This window comes from Nosocomiicoccus massiliensis (assembly GCF_002871345.2).
In the GTDB taxonomy this organism is placed as follows: domain Bacteria; phylum Bacillota; class Bacilli; order Staphylococcales; family Salinicoccaceae; genus Nosocomiicoccus; species Nosocomiicoccus ampullae_A.
The window spans coordinates 222,367-242,830 of the sequence record NZ_CP136964.1 but is presented as its reverse complement, the minus strand read 5'-3'; the positions used below and the strand labels follow the sequence as shown (position 1 = coordinate 242,830).

Genomic DNA, 20,464 nt, shown 5'->3' with positions numbered 1-20,464 from the left:
TATAACACCTCATTTAAACACGCGCTCAACACTATATATATCTTTTAAATTTTTAATCTTATCGACGATACGATGTAAATCTGGTTTAGATTGAACCATAATCGAAATATTTACTTTTGCATGATTACTCGTATTCGTTTGGCCACTCACTTGAGTAATCGGAACTTTCTCACTAGACACGAGGTTTAATATTTCATTGACTAAACCATTTCGATCGAATCCGTGAATTTCTAAATTCACTTTATAGCGTGCTTTGTCCTCGATACTTCCGACCCATGAAACGTCGATTAAACGTTCTGTTTCATTTTGAATGTTCGCACAACTTTTGACGTGAACTTTTACACCGTGACCTTTTGTTATATAGCCGACGATGTCATCTCCTGGAACCGGGTTACAACATTTTGCAAGGCTCACGAGCATACCGTCTAATCCTTCAACAATTACTCCAGACTCTGAAGTCGTTTGTTTAAAGTCTTTTTTACGTTCTACTTCAAGAACAGGTGACGTATCTTTTTGTTTTAAATGACTCGTCAAACGGTTCACGATTTGCTGTGGTGTTACACCACCATATCCAACCATTGCATATAGATCATCGATTTGATTTAAATTATAACGCTCTAACACTTGAGCGACTGTTTTTTCAGTTAATGCTTCTTCTAGTTTAAAACCGTTTAACTTAATTTCTTCTTCAACTTGTAGGCGACCTTTTTCAACGTTTTGTTCACGGTCTTGCTTTTTAAAGAACGCTCGTATTTTATTTTTAGAGCTCGATGACTTTACGAGATTTAACCAGTCTAAACTTGGTCCGTATGACTGTTTGCTCGTACGAATTTCGACGATATCACCAGTATTTAACGTAAAATCAATCGGTACAATTTTACCGTTTACTTTTGCTCCGACCATCTGATTTCCGACTTCTGAGTGTACAGAATACGCAAAATCAATCGGCACTGCACCTTGTGGTAACTCGACGACGTCACCATTTGGTGTAAATACATAGATCTTATCAGATAACATATCGCTCTTTAATGCATCCATAAATTCTTCAGCATCCGTATAAGATGACTCGTTATCAACAATTTCTTTAACCCAGTTATTCGTCGGTGCACTTAACTTTTGACCTTCTTTATATGCCCAGTGTGCAGCGACCCCGTGCTCTGCGATTTCGTGCATTTCAAACGTTCGAATTTGTATTTCAAGCGGATCCCCATTTGGGCCTACAACTGTCGTGTGTAGCGACTGGTACATATTTTGTTTCGGCATTGCGATATAGTCTTTAAAACGACCAGGTACCGGCTTCCAAATCGTATGGATAATACCAAGTACTGCATAACAGTCTCTAATGTCATCTACGAGAACACGTACAGCGAGCAAATCAAAAATTTGGTCAAATTGTTTATGTTGGTCTTCCATTTTACGGTAAATACTATAAATATGTTTTGCGCGACCAGATAAACTATGTTTGATATGCGATTTTGATAATTCACTCTCGATTTGTTCAATCGCTTTGTTAATGATAACTTCACGTTCACTACGTTTCTTTTTCATATAACTAACGATTCTAAAATATGCACTTGGATCGATATAGCGTAATGAAATATCTTCTAATTCCCATTTAATACTCGAAATCCCGAGTCGGTTCGCAATCGGTGCGTAAATTTCAAGTGTTTCTTTAGAAATACGAATTTGTTTTTCTTCAGGCATCGCTTTTAACGTACGCATATTGTGCAGTCTATCTGCGAGCTTTACTAAAATTACTCGAACATCTTTTGCGATCGCAACGAACAGTTTTCTATGGTTTTCTGCTTGTTGCTCTTCTAGTGAACGGTACTTTACTTTTTCTAACTTCGTTACACCATCAACAATTACCGCAACTTCTTCATTGAACATATTTACTAAATCTTCATGAGTATACGGCGTATCTTCTACAACGTCGTGTAAAAATCCTGCGACAATCGTCGCTACATCGAGCTTTAACTCTGCTAAAATTCCTGCAACTTGGACTGGATGTAAAATATACGGCAATCCATTTTTTCTAAATTGACCATCATGAGCTTTTTCAGCAAGATCATAAGCATCTTTAACCATATTTAACTCATCATCATTCATATATGCACTACATAAATTAAATACATCTTCAGCAATATATGGGTATTCTTTATCACTCATGATCTCACTTCCTTTAAAAGTCTTGTTATGTAAAAGTGCCTGATTGCTCAGGCACTATAATTATTATTCATTATATTCTAATAATGAGATAATTTCATAGTCTTTAATTTTATCTCGACCATTTAAATAGTTTAACTCGATTAAAAACGCGAGTCCGACTACGATACCACCGAGCTCTTCAACAAGATGAATCGCCGCTTCAATCGTTCCACCAGTAGCAAGTAAGTCATCTGTAATTAACACACGTTGACCTTTTTTAATTGCATCTTTATGAATTTCAAGTGTGTTTGTACCGTATTCTAAATCATACTCATAAGAGATCGTTTCTCTCGGTAGCTTATTTGGTTTACGCACTGGCGCAAAGCCAATACCTAACTTATAAGCAACTGGACATCCGATAATAAATCCTCGTGCTTCCGGTCCAACGATAATATCGACGTCTTTATCTTCAGCGAATTTAGCAATTTGATCTACCGCGTAGCCAAATGCTTCACCGTTATCCATAATAGTCGTAATATCTTTAAACTGTACGCCAGGTTTTGGCCAGTTTTCTACTTCAGAAACATACTGTCGTAAATTCATTTAATAATCTCGCACCTTTACATTTAATACTATTATTTTAACATAATTCATACGTATACACATCGTTTTTATTCGTTTATTAGCGTTTCAATATATGTTTTTAACTCTGGTCTCGAGGACATTTTTAAAATCGTCTCCGCATTTAACTTTTCACTAAGTTGTTTAAAATATTTCGATTCGATGACGACGAGATCAGACGTTAAATCCTCATTGTAAAAAATGACGCCTTCATTTAATTTAACACGATTTAAATCATCTAAAACATTTAATACTTTGACGAGCATATCCATAGTAATATTATGTTTTTTTGCAAATTGTGGTGCATATTTTTTTAAGTCAATCGCACCATTTTCAGCATTAATAATCGTTTCATACACATGTTCAATCGTTTGAACTTTAGGAATCCCACTAAAGAATAAATTATCTTTATCATCAAAAATAGCGACGAGTTTTGAAGTTTTTAATTGCTTCACTGATGCTTCAAAATTTTGTATAGAAATTGGCAAATCTCTAAAAATCACTTGGTCAACGTTATAAATAATCGTCTCACCGTAATGGAAATAGTTATCACCGAGCTTTTCTTTATCTTCAGCGATAAAGAAAATATCACTCTTTTTATTAATACGTTTAAAGTTTTGATTGTTTTTTGAACGCATATCAAATAGCTGCATATCTTTAATTTCAGCGTCATTTAATACGAGTTGAACTTTTTCTACACCGTTAAACTCGTTGATACCGAGCGTTCCAATCATGTAAATTTTCTCGCCTTGAGATGTCTCGTTGTATAATTCCCCGTAGTTAAATCCGATGACTTCAAAACTATAATCGTAAAGCGTCATTTTTAAATGCTTGTTATCAACTCCGAGCTGGCGAATCGAATCAATTCGTGCGCCACTTATCATGACTGTTGGTGCTAAAAATCCATGTCCAAACGGTCGCAATGCATTTAATGCCTTAATATCATCTGTCGTAACGTTCTTGTTCGTTAGCTTTAAATCAACATCTCTAGTCGGTTTTGATGAAGATCCTTTGTCGTTCATGTACGCTGTTAATTCATCTTTAAAATCGTCCATGGATTCTATTGGTACTTTAATACCAAACGCTTGATTATGTCCGTGTGCAACATGAGACACTTTTAAATGTGATAATTCTTGAAGTAGTTCTATCGTATTAATTGAACGCGCACTTCCAGTGTATACATCTTCATCTTTTGTCAGTAAAATTGCCGGTACACCGTATGCTTCAACTATTTTAGAAGCAACGATTCCTAACACACCAGGATGCCATAAATCACCGTAAATGACGTGAATGTTATCGTCAGCATTTAAAAACTCTACCGCTTCAGCGTACGTATCCTCAACCATTTGCTTCCTAGTATCATTTAACATCTCTATTTCTGTAGCTATCATTTCCGCTTCACTATAACTTTCTGAAAGTAAGAGAGATACTGATATACTCGCTTCGTCTATACGACCCGTTGCATTTAAACGCGGTGCAATCGTAAAACCGACCGTCTCTTCGGTAATTTCACCTGAAGATTTCGCGGCATTCAACAGTGCTTTTACACCAATATTCGTATGACTGTTTAAATAATCTAACCCATGAATGACAAAATATCGATTCTCATCAAACATCGGCACCATATCTGCAATCGTTCCGATCGCAACAAGGCCAATAAATTCATCTTCAACGTATCCTAGCGCTTCAATCACTTTATAAGTAATACCGACCCCGGCTAAGTTGTTACATGGATAATTTCCATTTGGATGATTCGGGTGAATGATAACTGCATTTGGCATTTCCTCACTAAATTCATGGTGATCGATGACGATGACGTCTATATCATTCTCTCTTAGTAATTCAATTTCTTTAATATGTGTGACCCCATTATCAACTGTAATTACTAAGTCAAAATTCCCGATGACTTCTTCTTTTAATAAATCATAATTTAAACCATAACCGTGATCGACACGATTTGGGATAAAGAAATACACGTTTATATTTCGTTTTTTTAACGCTTTATAAAGAATCGTCGTACTCGTAATTCCATCCGCATCATAGTCCCCGTATATTAAAATTCGACTTTGATTGTTAACATGCTCCTGGATTAACTCTGTCGCTTTGTCGATATCATATATGAGTGACGGTGAATGTGTTTCTGGTTCTAATATTTTCTTTAAATCATCTTCAGATGTGAACCCACGATTTTCTAAAATATGTTGACTGAGTTCACTTAATTTATATCGTTCGATAAGTTCGTCTGTAATAGACGATTCATTTTCATTTAAAATCCAATGATATGTTGACTCGTACATATAATCATCCTTTAAAAAACGTCTAGGCGATTTGCCTAGACGTTATTTTATACTAATACTTTATCGTCATTACTACGTTTTTCTTCGTATACAACTAGTTTACCACCATTTTTACGAAGTTGTCTCTTTTTAAGAACACCCCATAATTGAATTGCGATAAATAGAGATGAGTATACACCACTAATTAAACCAACGAGTAACGCAACTGAGAACGTAAAGATCGATTCGCTTCCCATAAATACGAGGAAAACAACGACGATGATTACAGTAATTACTGTGTTTAATGAACGTGTCATCGTTTGTCTTAATGACGTATTGATGAGGCGATTAATATCGTCTTCACTATGATATACTTTCATCTTTTTATTGTTTTCACGAATACGGTCTAACGTAACAATCGTATCGTTAATTGAGTAACCGACGATTGTCAGTACTGCGGCAATAAATGTAATATCGACTTCTAATCTAAAGAAACTGAATACCGCAATCATTATAAATACGTCATGAAGTAGAGCGAGAACAGCCGGTAATCCCATACGCCATTCAAAACGAATCGTTACGTATATAATAATCGCAACTGACGCTATAAGTAATGCTTTAATTGCGTTTTTAACGAGCTCTTGTCCAACGACTGGACTCACTGTACTCGTCATCGGAGTTTCGCCATACTTCTCTTCAAAGAACGATTGTAACTCTGCAATTTGGTTTTTATCTAAATCTTTTGAGTAGCGCGCAACAACTGTCTTATCCCCTGACTTCGTTAAACTTTCTGGCTCTAGTCCAAGTTCAACTAAATCATCTCTTACAGACTGTTCTGTCGTATTAGACTCAGCGACAATATCTGCACGTGTACCACTCGTAAAGTCGATTCCGAGGTTCAGTCTATATATTGATAAAATAGCGATTCCTGCTACGATAATGAGACCACTTAATAGGAAGAATTTCTTCGCATGTTCTGCAAATTTTAGTCCATCCCAAACAGTCGTTAGTTCTTGAACATTTACCCCTTCACGAATGTTATGGATATGCTTTTTCTTTAAACCGAATAACTGCGGTTTGTTGTCCATCCAGCCAGATGAAACGAGTAAACGCATCAGTACGCGAGTTAAGAATACTGCTGTAACGAAACTCATTAAAATAGATAGTAAGAGCATCGTCGCGAATCCTTTAACGCTAGACGTACCGAATATGAATAAAATAATCGCAGCGATTAACGTCGTTAAGTTCGCGTCAATAATTGTCCATAATGACTGATTCGCACCTTTTTTATACGATTCTTTAATACTTCGTCCGATTCGTATTTCTTCTTTTATACGTTCATATAAAATAATATTTGCGTCAACGGCCATACCGACCCCTAATATTAACGCTGCAATACCAGGGAGTGTTAACACACCGCTAATTAAGTTAAACATTACGAGCGTTAAGTAAATGTACACGACGAGTGTAACTGACGCAATGAGTCCTGGTACTCTATAGAAAATAAGCATATAAATGAGTACGATTGCGACACCAATTAAACCTGCTGTTACAGTTTTATCGAGCGCCTCTTCACCAAACTGTGCGCCGACACTTGTCGAATAAATTTCAGTTAACTTAACAGGTAACGCACCAGAGTTTAGTAATGCTGCAATGTTTTGAGCACGTTGTAACCCTTCTTTATCACCAAACCCTCCAGAAATCATTACTTCTGTTGAGTTAATTGGCTTATCCACTGAAGCTGCTGAAATATATTTAGAATCTTCTTTTTTGGCTTCTTCAACGAAAGAGTCGACGCCTTCTTCAAAGTCCATCCAAATAACTAAAAGATTTGCTCCTTTCTGTTTTTCAGAAATTTCTTTTGTTATTTCATGGAACTTACTTGCATCTTTTAATTTTAAAGATACGATCGGTTGGTTTAAATCGTCATACCCTTGACTCGCCCCACCTTGTACTAAATCTTTACCGGATAGTAAAACATTATCTTCAACGTCACGAATTGTAAGTTCTGCTTGCGTTGAAAGTAACTCACGTGCTTCTTGTTGGTTTTCAACTCCGGCAAGTTGTACTCGGATACGATTTCCTTCTTCTATTTGAATGTTCGGTTCAGATACACCGAGTACGTTTACACGTGAATCTAGTGTTGAAGCTGTCGCTTCGACATCTTTTTGTTCAATCGTATCGTCTTTTTCTAGTGGCTCAACTTGGTAAAGTACCTCAAATCCACCTTGAAGGTCTAAACCTAAGTTAACGTCTTTAACTATGTCTTTATAAGTAAGCCCAATCGCTGTACCTAAAAGTACGACGATGAGTAACATACTTATAATTCTACTTGGTTTCTTTTTCACAGTGTCACCCTTTTTATGTTATGTAAATTAATATATACATTATAACGATAATTTGGTTAAAACTAAATATAAATTAAAAAAAGCCGACATTTGTCGACTTTCAATTACTTAGTTACTTGGTGTAACGCACGGCGTTCAAATTTTAAAGTTGTGCCTTCATCGACTTTTAAATACATGTAGTTCGCATCGAAAGATTCAACGACACCTGTAAGGCCTCCGATTGTTACAACTTCATCACCTTTTTGTAAACCTGCTTGCATTTCATTAATTTGTTTTTGACGCTTTTGTGCTGGACGAATCATTAAAAAATACATCACAGCAAAAATTGCGATAAATGGTAGTAAAGTTACTAGTAAATCCACGTGATTCCCTCCTCTTAAAAGTTTTTAGCATTTTCTTTATTAAGTCCGTATGTTTCAAAGAAATATTCTTTAAAATCTAAAAGACTGTCATTTAATATTGCTTGACGAACGTCACTCATCAAGTTTAACAGAAAATGTAAGTTATGATAAGTCGTAAGTCTAGCACCGAACATTTCATTTGCTTTAAATAAGTGCCTGATATAAGCACGCGTATAATTACGGCACGTATAACAATCACAATTTGGATCGAGCGGACTAAAATCACGGCTATATTTTTGATTTTTAACGACGAGACGTCCTTGACTCGTCATCGTCGTACCATTTCGTGCGATTCGTGTCGGTAATACACAGTCAAACATATCGATACCACGAATGACTCCTTCAATTAACGCATCTGGTGAACCAACACCCATTAAATATCTCGGCTTATCAAACGGTAATAACGGGACCGTTTCTTCTAACATTTCATACATTAATGGTTTTGGTTCTCCGACAGATAATCCGCCGATAGAATATCCAGGAAAATCTAACGACGTAATTTCTCTCGCACTTTGCTTTCTTAAATCGCTATATTCTCCACCTTGAACGATTCCAAATAACGCTTGTTTTTTATCGTTTCCAGATTTCACATGGTAATTTAACCCACGCTCTGCCCATCGTGTCGTACGTTCTAACGAATCTTTAACGTATTCACGAGTTGCTGGAATTGGTGCACATTCATCAAATGACATAATAATATCTGCACCTAAATCGTGCTGAATATCCATTGCCTTTTCAGGCGTTAAAAATAACTTTGAACCGTCTAAATGACTTCTAAAGTGTACGCCTTCTTCTTCGATTGTACGAATGTTCGATAAACTAAATACTTGGAATCCACCAGAGTCTGTTAAAATCGGTTTTTGCCAGTTCATAAAATTATGAAGCCCACCCGCTTCTCGTACGAGATCACTGCCTGGTCTTAACCATAAGTGATATGTATTTGATAAAATAATCTGACTACCCATTTCTAATAATTCTTCTGGTGACATCCCTTTTACTGTTGCGAGTGTCCCGACAGGCATAAATATTGGTGTTTCAATAATGCCGTGTGGCGTATGTAAACGCCCAGCACGTGCACCAGACTGTTTACACGTATGAACGTGTTCATATCGTATTGCCATAATTTCACCTCTAAATGATTAACATCGCATCGCCAAAACTAAAGAAGCGATACTCTTTTTCTACCGCATGATTGTATGCTTTTAAAATATTTTCTCGTGTAGAAACCGTACTTACGAGCATTAATAATGTCGATTTCGGTAAATGGAAATTTGTAATAAGACCGTCTACAGATAATATATCTTGACCTGGATAAATAAATATATCCGTCCAATCACTCGTTGCTACGAATTTTTTATACGTTCTAAAATTCGCTTCTAACGTACGCGTCGACGTTGTGCCAACACTAATAATACGATGGCCCTTTTCTTTTGCTTCGTTCAGTCTTTTAGCAGTAGATTTTTCAATTGAATAAAATTCGCTATGCATATCATGCTCTTCAACGTTTTCTACTGCGACTGGTCGAAATGTACCAAGTCCAACGTGAAGCGTAATGTAGACGATATCTACACCTTTTTCTTTTATTTGACTAAGTAACTCAGTCGTAAAGTGAAGCCCAGCAGTCGGTGCAGCTGCACTTCCGCTATGTTTTGAAAATACAGTTTGATATCTTTCGTTATCTTCTAATTGTGCTTTAATGTATGGTGGAAGTGGCATTTCACCAAGTCCATCTAACACTTCTTCTAAAATACCATCATATTGAAGTTTTACGATATAAATACCGTTGTCATGCTTTTCTAACGGAGTTGCTGTTAGTTCACCGTCACCAAACACTATTTCCGTTCCAACATGCACACGTCTCGCAGGTTTAATGAGTACTTTATATCCATTCGTTTCAGGATTAAGTAATAACATTTCAACGTGACCGCCACTGTCTTTTTTATGTCCGTGGAGTCTCGCAGGTAGTACGCGTGTATTATTTAATACGAGAACGTCATCTTTTTTTAAATAATCGATTATATTATAAAAATGACGATCTTCCATTTCACCAGTCTCTCTATCTAACACTAATAACTTAGAATCCGTACGATTTTTAAGCGGATGTTGTGCGATGAGTGATTCTGGTAAGTGAAAATCAAAATCGGTTAATTTCATGATTCATTATCCTCTATATGTTTGTGTCGTTTAAAATAGTCATAACTTTTTGCTGTCGCTTCACGACCTCTTGGTGTACGTTGTAAAAATCCACGTTGGATTAAATACGGTTCGTATACATCGATTAACGTCACGACCTCTTCGCCAATTGATACAGCGACTGTTTCTAAACCGACAGGACCTCCGCCATACGTATCGATAATTGTCGTCATGACTTTATGGTCAATCGGATCGAGTCCTTCTTCATCGACTTCTAAAACGCGTAGTGCATCATTCGTCGTTTCTAGTGAAATCGACGCTTCACCTTTCACCATTGAGAAATCACGAACGCGTCTTAATAAGCGGTTCGCAATACGCGGAGTTCCGCGACTTCTTCTCGCGAGTTCGTATGCAGACGTTTCATCGATTTTCACGTCAAAAATATCCGCGGTACGTTCAACAATCGTTTGTAACGCGTCGTTTGAGTAGTATTCTAATCGTAATTGTATTCCGAAACGGTCTCTAAGCGGTGCTGATAAACTACCAAAACGCGTCGTTGCACCGACTAACGTAAATGGTGGTAAGTCAATACGAATACTTCTCGCTTCATCTCCTTGACCGATGACAACGTCAATAAAATAATCTTCCATCGCAGAATATAAAATTTCTTCGACGATACGCGGGAGCCTGTGAATTTCATCGATAAATAAAACATCTCCAGGTTCTAAGCTCGATAAAATCGCCGCTAAATCTCCCGCACGTTCAATTGCAGGACCTGCAGTCGTTCGTATATTTACGTTCATTTCATGCGCGATAATATTTGATAACGTAGTTTTACCAAGCCCCGGTGGACCGTGTAAAATAACGTGATCGAGTGGTTCCTCACGCATCTTTGCCGCATCTATAAAAATTTGTAAATTCCTTTTAATCGTATCTTGACCGATATATTGTGATAAATATAACGGGCGAAGCGATAACTCTTCTCTCGCTTCACCTTCTATTAGCGACTGTTCTAAAATTCTATCGTCCATGATTATCGTCTCCTGTTCTATTCAACGATATGTCTTAAACTTAATTTCACTGCATCTTCGACAGTTGTGAGTTCTTGCTTCGATAAATATTTTTCTAACGATTTTAACTCACGTTTGCTGTATCCGAGTGCTTTTAATGTTTCAAGTGCTTCCTCTACAATGACGTCGTTTGAACGCGTTGATTGCTGTAGTTTTACCTCAGCTTTAAAGTCTGCTTTTAACTTCCCTTTTAAATCTAAAATGATTTGTTGAGAGGTCTTCTTACCTATACCAGGGAATTTTTGTAAATACTTTTGATCTTCGTTTTCAATCGCATTTACGACTTCAGACGGTGTTGACGTCGCGAGAATTGCGAGCGCACTTTTTGGTCCAATTCCAGTCACTTTTAATAGCGACTGAAACATTTCCTTTTCACTTATACTGCTAAACCCATATAGCGTGAGACTATCTTCACGAACGATTTGTTCAACGTAAATACGCGTCTCTTGATTTAAATACTTTTCAAAATGATAAGGATTTGCAGCAACGATTAAATACCCAATACCAGCTGTTTCCAGTGTCACATAATTCGCATGAATTTCTGTGAGCGTGCCTTTAATATACTGATACATATTTTCACCTATTCAATAAATTCAAATTCAAAGTCTTTAATTCTAACGACATCTCCAGATTGTACGCCTTTTTCTCTTAACGCGTCATCGATACCCATCGAACGCATTTGGCGAGCAAATCTTCTGACTGCTGCGTCACGCGAGAAGTCTGTACGCATAAATAGCGTTTCGATTTCTTTACCGTGAATTTCAAATGTTCCGTCCATACCGCGTTTAATTTCAAACGGTGCTTCTTGTTTTTCATGTCGATACACGACGCGCACGTCTTGGTCTATTGTTTCTTCTTCCTCTTCAGGGACATAATTTTCTAACGTTTCGATAATTAAATCGTTTAACGCTTGAATACCTTCTCCAGTCACTGCTGAAATTTCAACAATTTTAGAATCCGTCTCGACTTCACGTTTAAATCGTTCAATATTTTCTCTATCTTGAAGTACTTCGATTTTATTTAAAGCGATAATTTCTGGTCGTTTTAATAATTTCTCGTTGTATTCTTTTAATTCATTGCGAATGATTTTATAGTCTTCCACCGCATCTCTATACTCTGTTTCTGCGATGTCGATGACGTGTACGAGAACTTTAGTACGTTCGACGTGTCTTAAAAACTGTATTCCAAGACCTGTTCCCTCAGCTGCACCTTCAATTAACCCTGGTAAGTCCGCCATAACAAATGACTTATCTCTAACGATTACAACACCTAAATTCGGTTGAATCGTTGTAAATGGATATGACGCAATTTTTGGTGTCGCGCGAGATACACGACTTAATAACGTCGACTTTCCAACACTTGGAAATCCTACTAAACCGACGTCCGCCATTAACTTTAATTCTAATATAAGGTCGAATTCTTCTCCTGGTTCTCCACCTTCAGCAAAATCTGGTGCTGTATTTCTACTCGATACAAAACGAGAGTTCCCTCGTCCACCACGACCACCTTTTGCGATGACTGCACGCTGAGTATGTGTCGTTAAATCTGCAATGACTTCTTCAGTTTCAGCATTTTTAACTACTGTACCTGGTGGTACTTTTAAAATCATCGGTTCACGACTTTTACCGTGTTTATTTGAACTCATACCAGATTCACCGTGCTCTGCTTTAAAGTGACGCTGATATTTAAAGTCCATTAACGTATTAAGCCCTTCGTCGACTTCCATAACGATGTCTGCACCGTTACCACCGTCTCCACCTGCTGGGCCACCCATAGGTTCATATTTTTCTCTTCGGTACGCAACGATTCCATTACCACCGTTTCCTGCTTTTACATAGATCTTCGCATAATCTGCAAACATACCGACACCTCCATTCTTATCTATTATACATAATATACTGACATAAAAAAAAGCATCAGCGAATCGCTGATGCCTGTTTTATTACGCTTCGTAAACAGATACGCGTTTTTTGTTACGTCCAACGCGCTCAAATCTTACGACTCCATCTACTTTAGCAAATAATGTGTCGTCTCCACCTCTACCAACGTTTACACCTGGATGAATTTTAGTTCCGCGTTGACGGAATAAAATTGAACCACCTGTTACAAATTGGCCATCTTGGCGTTTCGCACCAAGACGTTTCGCGTGAGAGTCACGACCGTTTCTAGTAGATCCTACCCCTTTTTTCGATGCGAAAAATTGTAAGTCTAATGTTAATTTAAACATTCAGTCCACCTCACTTTTAGTTACCTTAATATAGTCTTTATACGATTGTTCTATAGTTTCGAGTGATATAATCATCGTTTTAAGTATTAGATCTACAGATTGGTCGTATTCTTTTACTTCTAAAAAGAAATACCCACCATCATTATTGATATCTAACACCGGTTCGACATCTGTCAATTGAAATATCGCATTCGTGTTTCCGAATACTACACTAGACGCTCCAGCACAAACGATATCTTGTCCATGTTCTCCATAATCGGCATGGCCAGACATTTCTATGCTTTTAACAACGTCATCTTTCAACTTGACTTCAACATGAACCATTACGCATCAATCTTTTCGATTGTAACTTTTGTGAATGGCTGACGATGACCTTGTTTACGTAAGTAGTTCTTTCTACGTTTGAACTTAACGACGTGGATTTTCTTGCCACGGCCTTGTTGTTCAACTTTCGCAGTTACTGTAGCACCTTCAACGATTGGCGCACCGACTTTAACGTCGTCTCCACCAACTAAAAGTACGCGATCAAAAGTAACTGTGTCACCTTCATTAGCGTCAAGCTTTTCAACGAAGATTGTTTGACCTTCTTCTACTTTAACTTGTTTACCGCCTGTTTCGATGATAGCAAACATACTTTACACCTCCTAATTATAAGACACGCCATATAGGTGGATTAAATAATCACTTAAACCTGTTCTGAGCGGTTGATGTTTACAAATTCATCAACTTCTAAAGTATACACATACTAACTACTCGAGTCAATCTTTTTATGCATGTTTTGTGAATACATTTTTTCTTATTTTTCTTAAAACGAGTACAAAGATGAGAAGTGGTATATATAGTAATGCGTTTAATAATAAACTCGGCACTGCACGTAACGCAATATAATCAAACAGTGGTAAATCTACATATCCAATCACTTTGTATATTCCGTATATATAAAAATCAAATAAAAACGTATTGACGATAACGACAAAGAATAGCCCTATCATATCTCTATAGAATACTCTAAATGCCGAATGCATAAATAATACAAATGCGACAAATCCAAATAAATGAATGCCGTAAATTGAACCTGTATATAAATCTAAAATGACTCCGAATACGATACTAAAAAATATGCTATATGATCGCCCGAAGTAAATCGATACGAGTAATAACATCATAAATAATAACTTCGGTACAAAATAAACGTCAGAACCTAACAGTGAGAATGGGCTCACTGAAGCGAAACTAAAATCTAAAAACAATACAGTAAAGAATCCGATAAATAAAAAAATTGAACGCATCGTTATTCCTCACCTACAGTTTCAGGCTCACGTTTAATGACAAATATCATGTCGAGTTCATTAATATCGCTGTCCATTTTAACACTTGCATTTTTGCTTAGGCCATATCGGTCGTTGACCGAATCGACAACTTCACCGACGATAATCCCTTCTGGGAAAATACCCGTTAAACCGGATGTATATACTTTTGATCCTTCTTTAATTTTACCGTCGTTGACGATATTACCGACGAGTAACGTATTTCCATTTTCATCATAACTTTGAATCGTACCATAATGTCGCTTATCTCCGTTATGTATTTCAACAGAAATGTTTTTCTTTGCAGCGTCTGTCGTAATCATTTCAATAAAACTTGAACTTCCATTCGCACGTTTTACGACCCCAATCAGACCTTTTGGCGTCATAACAGCCATACCTTCAGATACACCGTGCTTCGTTCCCTTATCGATAGTAAAACTATTTAACCATTGATCTGGCGAACGTGAAATTACACGTGCATTAATTGTTTCATAGTCGATTTTAGAGGATACATCGAGTGCTTCTTTTAATTTTTCATTTTCTTCTTCAAGGCGTTTTAAATCCGCTTCAAGTTGCGGTAACATATCTAACTTAGCCTCAAGTTCTTTTTCGTTTTTTGACGGTCCGAATATAAAACCTAATAAGTTAAACGGAGTTCTCATTACTTTTTGTGTCGTAGCTGTCGCATCTCCAACGAACATCTCCGCCTTTGTCGTATGTGTACGATCAGATATAGAAAATCCTATTAATAAAATAAGGAGGATGACTGAAAAGACAATCGTAATCATTTTATTCTTATTAAAAAACTTCAAAACTCCACCCCCATAATTATCATTATTTTACCATATCTAATTGTAAAATATATGTGTTTAAAAGTTAATATTAAATAAAATCCGAGATAAACTTGCATTTCTCTATACATTAAAATATAATGAGAATATATTAGACATAGAGAACGACAGTGCCTAGCAAATGTCACTCACCGATAGCACGCCTAAGTGCTAGATATCATATTATTATCTGTTAAATGTAGACTCAGAACGTCTACGTCAAAGACCCACTAAATCGAGAATTTAGTGGGTTTTATTTTGTAATAATGTACATAAACCTATACACTAGTAATCGTAATATAAAACGGAGGCTAAGCATGACACTTAAAACTTTCATCATTGTACTCATCATCACACAAATATATTTTGCATACCATGCTTTCCTATTTAAAAAGAAAGAACAGCCTATGGTCAATGTAAAAGATGATAAAGCAGAAATTAACGGTCAAGAAGTGAATACAAAAATATATTCGTTCGTCTTAAACTACGGTCCACAAATGCGCAGACACTTTAACAACATTTGGTTTGTCATTGCGTTTTTCATCATCGGTTCAATCGTCATCGCACCATCGATGCCAGACTATGCGAGATACGGTAGTAATTTAACGTTTGTCATTCCAAACTTAATATTATTTGGACTTATCGTATCAGTATTAACAATTATCATTAATGTACTTTTAAAAGAATATATGATTGCAGGGACAGCACTATTTAACGCAATCGCGATGTATATCGCATATTTCCAAATGAACTTAACATTAAATATGGACGGCTTTACTGAATTCGTATTAACACTTGTACTTGTATTTAACACAAATAAAATGTTAAAACTTCATAATGGCACGTATCCATTCTTTACGTGGACGATGTTAAATCACCTCATTGCGTCAACGTTAGTGCTACTATTAATGTAAAAAAAACCTAGAGTTTGAATATCGAAACTCTAGGGGTTTTTAATTCTAATCACTCTATTTTCTTTTCCATATTTCAAAAGTATGGGGATGCTTGTTATTTTCATCTACATTACCGTCCCAAGACTTTTCAAGTTCAAATTCATTGTAATCAAAGTCATCAGGAAAATATACGTTACCATCGAATTCGTCATGAATTACCGTACGGTATAAATAATCAACATCGTCTTCAAAGATTTTAAATAAGCTTACACCGCCGATAATATAAAAATCTTCAGCGTACTTTTCATATAACTCTAAAACTTCTTTTTTACTATTAACGACAATCGCACCAGGTGCTTCATAATCAGGATTATGAGTTAACACGATATTACGTCGACCTTTTAACGGACGGTTCGGTATTGACTCATAAGTCGCGCGGCCCATGACGACGTCTCCTTGCATCGTTACTTCTTTAAAAAACTTTACATCTGCAGGAAGCCTCCATGGTAGTCTGTCTCCTTTACCAATTAAGCCGTTTTCATCTTCAGCATATACATAAGCAAGCATAGAATCACCTCATTCCATATCGTTTATACTCATATACCCTCTTATTCAAAAATTAAAAACAAGTGCTTTTTTATTAATTATAAAGGTTAATTTAAGTCCACCCACTCATCTTTTAACATCCCATAAACCACATGGTCGACGTAGTGATCATATAACCACTGGACTTGTCTTAAAATTCCCTCTTCAGTAAATCCGAGTCTTTCAGGAATTTTACGACTTTTAAAATTTTCAGTTGCAACTCTTATTTCTATTTTATTTAAACGAAACTCTGTAAAACCAATATCCATTAATGCTCGAACAACTTTTGTCATAATACCATGCCCTTGAAACTCCTCGCCAAGAAAATAACCGATTTGACCAATACGACTTGTCCAGTCAAACGAGTTAAAACTCACAATGCCAGCGACTTTATCTTTAAATAAAATAACTGTCACCATGCTCTTATTATCGACAAAATTTTGCATCGAAGACTTAATAAAATCTTTCGTATCATCTACTTTTTTAATAAAAATAGGCCACGGTAACCACTCTTTCAGATAATCACGTGACTTATCCGTCAATTCAAAAATAGCATCCGCATCACGATGATCCACTAACTTCAAAGAAATATCATCGTCAACTTTATGTGTAAACATAGGAACACCTGCCTCAATAGTTATTATGTATAAAATCAATGTTCTGTAATTTTAACATAAAATATTAAAGAATAGTGAGTCAGAAACCCCTATGTAATCATTACTGGATTAAAAACAATCCATCTCTTTCAGGCTAATGTATTTACCATTACCAATGATAATGTGATCTAAAAAGTCGATACCAATGAGTTCACTACTCATCTTTAGTCGTTTACTAACTTCAATATCTTCACTGGAAGGTGTCGGATCTCCACTCGGATGATTGTGGACACATATAAAAGCTGCCGCACTTCTTTTGACCGCTTCTTTAAAAATTTCTCGTGGATGAACTACCGTTGTATTAAGTGATCCTTTAAATACTGTTTCTTGATGAATCACTTTATATTTAGTCGATAAATATAAGACGACAAAATGTTCTTGTTGGAAATATCTCATTTTCTCCATTAAAAGTTTCGATACGTCATCTGGAGAATGAATGAATACATCATCTTCTAAGCTATGACTATGCATTCTTACAGCAAGTTCAATCACTGCCAATATTTTTATCGCTTTAGCTTCACCGATACCATTAATCTTAGTCAGCTCCTGATACGTAACATCTCTTAAATCGCTGATTTTCTTTAAATTCTTTAACACATTATCTGCGAGTGTTAAGCTGCTCTCATTCCGACTGCCGGTATTTATAATGATTGCTAAAAGTTCTCGATTCGTTAAATTATCAGCGCCGTATATTTTTAATCGTTCTCTCGGTTTATCGGAAGACATCATTTCTTTAATCATTAAATCGTTCATAAGAAACCTCCAAAATATATAGTTGATAAATCATCATAAATAATAAAAGTGAGAATCGTACTCGTGGCTACAAAAGGTACATACGGTATTTTACGATTATCTGGACTCTTGATAACTTCCATAATAATCACGTAAAACCCACCGACTATAAATGAAAATAACAAGATAAAACTAAATAACAACGTAGGAGTGATTAAAGTTATCACAGACAGTAACTTTATATCTCCATAGCCGATTTTTTTATCAAACAGAATATAAATAACATGAGCTAAAGTTATAATAATCAGATCGTCTATTACATCTACATAATTAAATCTCGTTACATAGAGACCTGTTGTTAAAAGTATAACTAACGTAAAATTAGGTATTTTATAATGCTTAAAATCGTATAACGCAAGAGGTGCTAGAAATACAATCAATAAGTAATAAAGTGAAAAATCTCTAAACTGTATGTAAACTAAACTTGGAACTATAAAGAGCAGTGCAAGTACAACTTCTGAACACACATAAATAAAAGGTATATATCTGTGGCACTTATTACATCTGCCCCTCGACAATATATATCCAAAGATCGGTATGAGTGCAACAGCATCTATCGTATGATTGCAATGATTACACTTACTTCTTCTGAATAAAAACTTAAAGTTAAAACTCTTTTCCTCTAACACAACAAATATAAATGAAGCGAGTATCCCTCCAGTTATTAATAATAAAAGAATACGACCACCTCCAAAATGTTGCCATAACTATATTCCATACGTTCAAGATTGTAAAATTGCAATTTTTGAAAAATAGCTTTTTATCTCTACAGTATTTAAAAAACTGTCAGGAAAATCCTGCAGTACTTGAATAATCGTAAGTTTTATAGATAAAATTAGAAAAAAGCGCTCTAAATAATTTTAGAGCGCCTCATATTGATTGATTTTATTATTGTTATTTACATATATTAGTCTCTGCAAAGGATTTTTGTTAGATATAATCATTTATTTAACAAAAAGTGATTATCTCCAAAAAATATGTTAAATATATTGTTTTATCTAACAAAAATAACTCCAAAATTGTGAAATCTGTTAAATATATCCATATATCTAACAGAATCGCGATATTTATGTTAATTAAATTCACAAGAAGTTGTCATAACACACTTTAAATGATAAAGGACACGAAATACAGAGGGCATTCCTGCAACACTCCGACTAATTCGGCGCTTTTCATCCAACTATTCCAACAATTATCATTACTGCACTTAAAACTCTTCTTTTTCTTTGATTTTTAAAGATTTTTATTCTTCTTATTTACATATTTTGCTCCTTGGAACGAATTTTTGTTAGATATAATCATTTATTTAACAAAAACGGATCTAAAATCATAAAATATGTTCAATATAATTTTTTATCTAACAAAAACAGGTCCAAAACAATAAAATCTGTTAAATATATCCATATATCTAACAGAATCTCGATATTTTTGTTAAATAAAATCAGAAGAAATCGTTTTAAGTCGTTTTAAGTGATAAAGTACACAAAAAGCGCGGCGATTTCGCACAACACCTCGTTAACTCACAGCCTTCAACCCAACTACTCCGATTATTATGATTACTAAACTAAAGACTCGTCCAAAGCTCTTTGATTCTCCGTAAAATATCATGTTTACAATCACCGCTGCGGCTGTACCAATTCCGATCCATACCGCATATGCGATACTGACTGGGAGATAGTTAAACGCTTGGTATAGTGAGACAAACGCTCCTCCGAATCCTCCAAAGAATAGTATGAAGTTTTTTACTGATTTTTTCTGACTAAATCCGTTTAATCCTATAACTCCAACGAGTTCTAATATTGCTGCTAAAAAGACGTATATCCAACCCATTATTTAACAACCTCTTTTTTATTTGTATCATCTGTTAAATTTAACGCAATGACTCCAATGACTAATAGTCCGATGAAAAACCCTTTTTCTATCGTAAAGACTTCGTCAAATAAGTATATATCCATTAATGCTGTACCGACTGTACCTGCTGCAGCAAATATTGCGTACACAGTTCCTGTTGGTAATGATTCACACGCTTTTGATAAGATTAAAAAATCTAAAATAATAATTGGTACGAGTATCGCCCAGTGCCACCATGTACTCGCGACGTTAAATCCGTATATCCAAACGAGTTCTAGGAAACTCGTTAAAAAGACATATATCCATGCTTTATTCATAAAAATCCC

The 20,464-nt window shown here is 35.7% G+C and carries 22 protein-coding genes and 1 other annotated feature; of the genes, 1 reads left to right on the top strand and 21 read right to left on the bottom strand.

The window, feature by feature from the left end; all coding sequences use genetic code 11:
* Positions 1-9: 9 nt before the first annotated feature.
* The 15 genes from CJ229_RS01190 to mreC all read right to left on the bottom strand — a co-directional run bounded on the left by CJ229_RS01190 (position 10) and on the right by mreC (position 15,343).
* Positions 10-2,169, bottom strand: a complete 2,160-nt coding sequence (locus CJ229_RS01190; RefSeq protein WP_102167642.1) for a RelA/SpoT family protein — start codon at positions 2,167-2,169, stop codon at positions 10-12.
* 63 nt (positions 2,170-2,232) lie between these two features.
* Positions 2,233-2,751, bottom strand: a complete 519-nt coding sequence (locus CJ229_RS01185; protein WP_068128169.1) for an adenine phosphoribosyltransferase — start codon at positions 2,749-2,751, stop codon at positions 2,233-2,235.
* A 68-nt stretch (positions 2,752-2,819) separates the two neighbouring features.
* Positions 2,820-5,066 (bottom strand): single-stranded-DNA-specific exonuclease RecJ, encoded by a 2,247-nt coding sequence (gene recJ / locus CJ229_RS01180; RefSeq protein WP_102167643.1) that lies wholly within the window; start codon positions 5,064-5,066, stop codon positions 2,820-2,822.
* A 47-nt stretch (positions 5,067-5,113) separates the two neighbouring features.
* The gene (gene secDF / locus CJ229_RS01175) at positions 5,114-7,393 is read right to left on the bottom strand and encodes a protein translocase subunit SecDF (protein ID WP_102167644.1); all 2,280 of its coding nucleotides are present in this window, start codon (positions 7,391-7,393) and stop codon (positions 5,114-5,116) included.
* A gap of 104 nt (positions 7,394-7,497) precedes the next feature.
* A complete protein-coding gene (gene yajC, locus CJ229_RS01170) occupies positions 7,498-7,755 on the bottom strand; it encodes a preprotein translocase subunit YajC (protein WP_068128162.1) in 258 nt (85 codons plus the stop codon).
* Between the two features lie 14 nt (positions 7,756-7,769).
* Positions 7,770-8,918 (bottom strand): tRNA guanosine(34) transglycosylase Tgt, encoded by a 1,149-nt coding sequence (tgt, locus tag CJ229_RS01165; RefSeq protein ID WP_070456342.1) that lies wholly within the window; start codon positions 8,916-8,918, stop codon positions 7,770-7,772.
* Between the two features lie 7 nt (positions 8,919-8,925).
* A complete protein-coding gene (queA, locus tag CJ229_RS01160) occupies positions 8,926-9,948 on the bottom strand; it encodes a tRNA preQ1(34) S-adenosylmethionine ribosyltransferase-isomerase QueA (RefSeq protein ID WP_102167645.1) in 1,023 nt (340 codons plus the stop codon).
* Positions 9,945-10,958 carry a Holliday junction branch migration DNA helicase RuvB gene (gene ruvB / locus CJ229_RS01155; protein ID WP_102167646.1) on the bottom strand — a complete coding sequence of 338 codons (1,014 nt, stop codon included), beginning with the start codon at positions 10,956-10,958 and terminating at the stop codon, positions 9,945-9,947. Before ruvB ends, queA begins: the two co-directional genes overlap by 4 nt.
* Before the next feature lie 17 nt (positions 10,959-10,975).
* Positions 10,976-11,569 carry a Holliday junction branch migration protein RuvA gene (ruvA, locus tag CJ229_RS01150; protein ID WP_070623915.1) on the bottom strand — a complete coding sequence of 198 codons (594 nt, stop codon included), beginning with the start codon at positions 11,567-11,569 and terminating at the stop codon, positions 10,976-10,978.
* Positions 11,570-11,577: 8 nt separating this feature from the next.
* Positions 11,578-12,858, bottom strand: coding sequence for a GTPase ObgE (obgE, locus tag CJ229_RS01145; protein ID WP_070456338.1), 1,281 nt, complete (start codon positions 12,856-12,858; stop codon positions 11,578-11,580).
* Positions 12,859-12,939: 81 nt separating this feature from the next.
* Entirely contained in the window at positions 12,940-13,224 is a 285-nt protein-coding gene (gene rpmA, locus CJ229_RS01140) for a 50S ribosomal protein L27 (RefSeq protein ID WP_040928799.1), read from the bottom strand.
* Positions 13,225-13,548 (bottom strand): ribosomal-processing cysteine protease Prp, encoded by a 324-nt coding sequence (locus CJ229_RS01135; RefSeq protein ID WP_068128149.1) that lies wholly within the window; start codon positions 13,546-13,548, stop codon positions 13,225-13,227.
* A complete protein-coding gene (rplU, locus tag CJ229_RS01130; protein WP_068128146.1) occupies positions 13,548-13,856 on the bottom strand; it encodes a 50S ribosomal protein L21 in 309 nt (102 codons plus the stop codon). The genes CJ229_RS01135 and rplU overlap by 1 nt, the downstream gene beginning before the upstream one ends.
* Before the next feature lie 11 nt (positions 13,857-13,867).
* Positions 13,868-13,940 (bottom strand) — a sequence feature (ribosomal protein L21 leader region).
* A gap of 51 nt (positions 13,941-13,991) precedes the next feature.
* Complete coding sequence (gene mreD, locus CJ229_RS01125; RefSeq protein ID WP_068128144.1) at positions 13,992-14,513, bottom strand: rod shape-determining protein MreD; 522 nt, start codon at positions 14,511-14,513, stop codon at positions 13,992-13,994.
* Positions 14,514-14,515: 2 nt separating this feature from the next.
* Positions 14,516-15,343, bottom strand: coding sequence for a rod shape-determining protein MreC (gene mreC, locus CJ229_RS01120; protein WP_257993701.1), 828 nt, complete (start codon positions 15,341-15,343; stop codon positions 14,516-14,518).
* Between the two features lie 335 nt (positions 15,344-15,678).
* On the opposite strand from mreC, the gene CJ229_RS01115 reads away from it, so the two are divergent.
* Positions 15,679-16,275, top strand: a complete 597-nt coding sequence (locus tag CJ229_RS01115) for a hypothetical protein (protein WP_102167647.1) — start codon at positions 15,679-15,681, stop codon at positions 16,273-16,275.
* 54 nt (positions 16,276-16,329) lie between these two features.
* Here CJ229_RS01115 and CJ229_RS01110 read toward each other — a convergent pair whose 3' ends face one another.
* From CJ229_RS01110 to CJ229_RS01090, 6 genes are all read right to left on the bottom strand, one after another.
* Complete coding sequence (locus tag CJ229_RS01110; RefSeq protein ID WP_102167648.1) at positions 16,330-16,821, bottom strand: dihydrofolate reductase; 492 nt, start codon at positions 16,819-16,821, stop codon at positions 16,330-16,332.
* An 86-nt stretch (positions 16,822-16,907) separates the two neighbouring features.
* Positions 16,908-17,456, bottom strand: a complete 549-nt coding sequence (locus CJ229_RS01105; protein ID WP_102167649.1) for a GNAT family N-acetyltransferase — start codon at positions 17,454-17,456, stop codon at positions 16,908-16,910.
* Positions 17,457-17,564: 108 nt separating this feature from the next.
* Positions 17,565-18,248, bottom strand: a complete 684-nt coding sequence (gene radC / locus CJ229_RS01100; RefSeq protein ID WP_145998154.1) for a RadC family protein — start codon at positions 18,246-18,248, stop codon at positions 17,565-17,567.
* A complete protein-coding gene (locus tag CJ229_RS08805) occupies positions 18,245-18,940 on the bottom strand; it encodes a prepilin peptidase (protein WP_373554031.1) in 696 nt (231 codons plus the stop codon). The genes radC and CJ229_RS08805 overlap by 4 nt, the downstream gene beginning before the upstream one ends.
* Before the next feature lie 862 nt (positions 18,941-19,802).
* Positions 19,803-20,117 carry a DMT family transporter gene (locus CJ229_RS01095; protein ID WP_068128128.1) on the bottom strand — a complete coding sequence of 105 codons (315 nt, stop codon included), beginning with the start codon at positions 20,115-20,117 and terminating at the stop codon, positions 19,803-19,805.
* A complete protein-coding gene (locus CJ229_RS01090; RefSeq protein WP_102167650.1) occupies positions 20,117-20,455 on the bottom strand; it encodes a DMT family transporter in 339 nt (112 codons plus the stop codon). Before CJ229_RS01090 ends, CJ229_RS01095 begins: the two co-directional genes overlap by 1 nt.
* Positions 20,456-20,464: the final 9 nt, after the last annotated feature.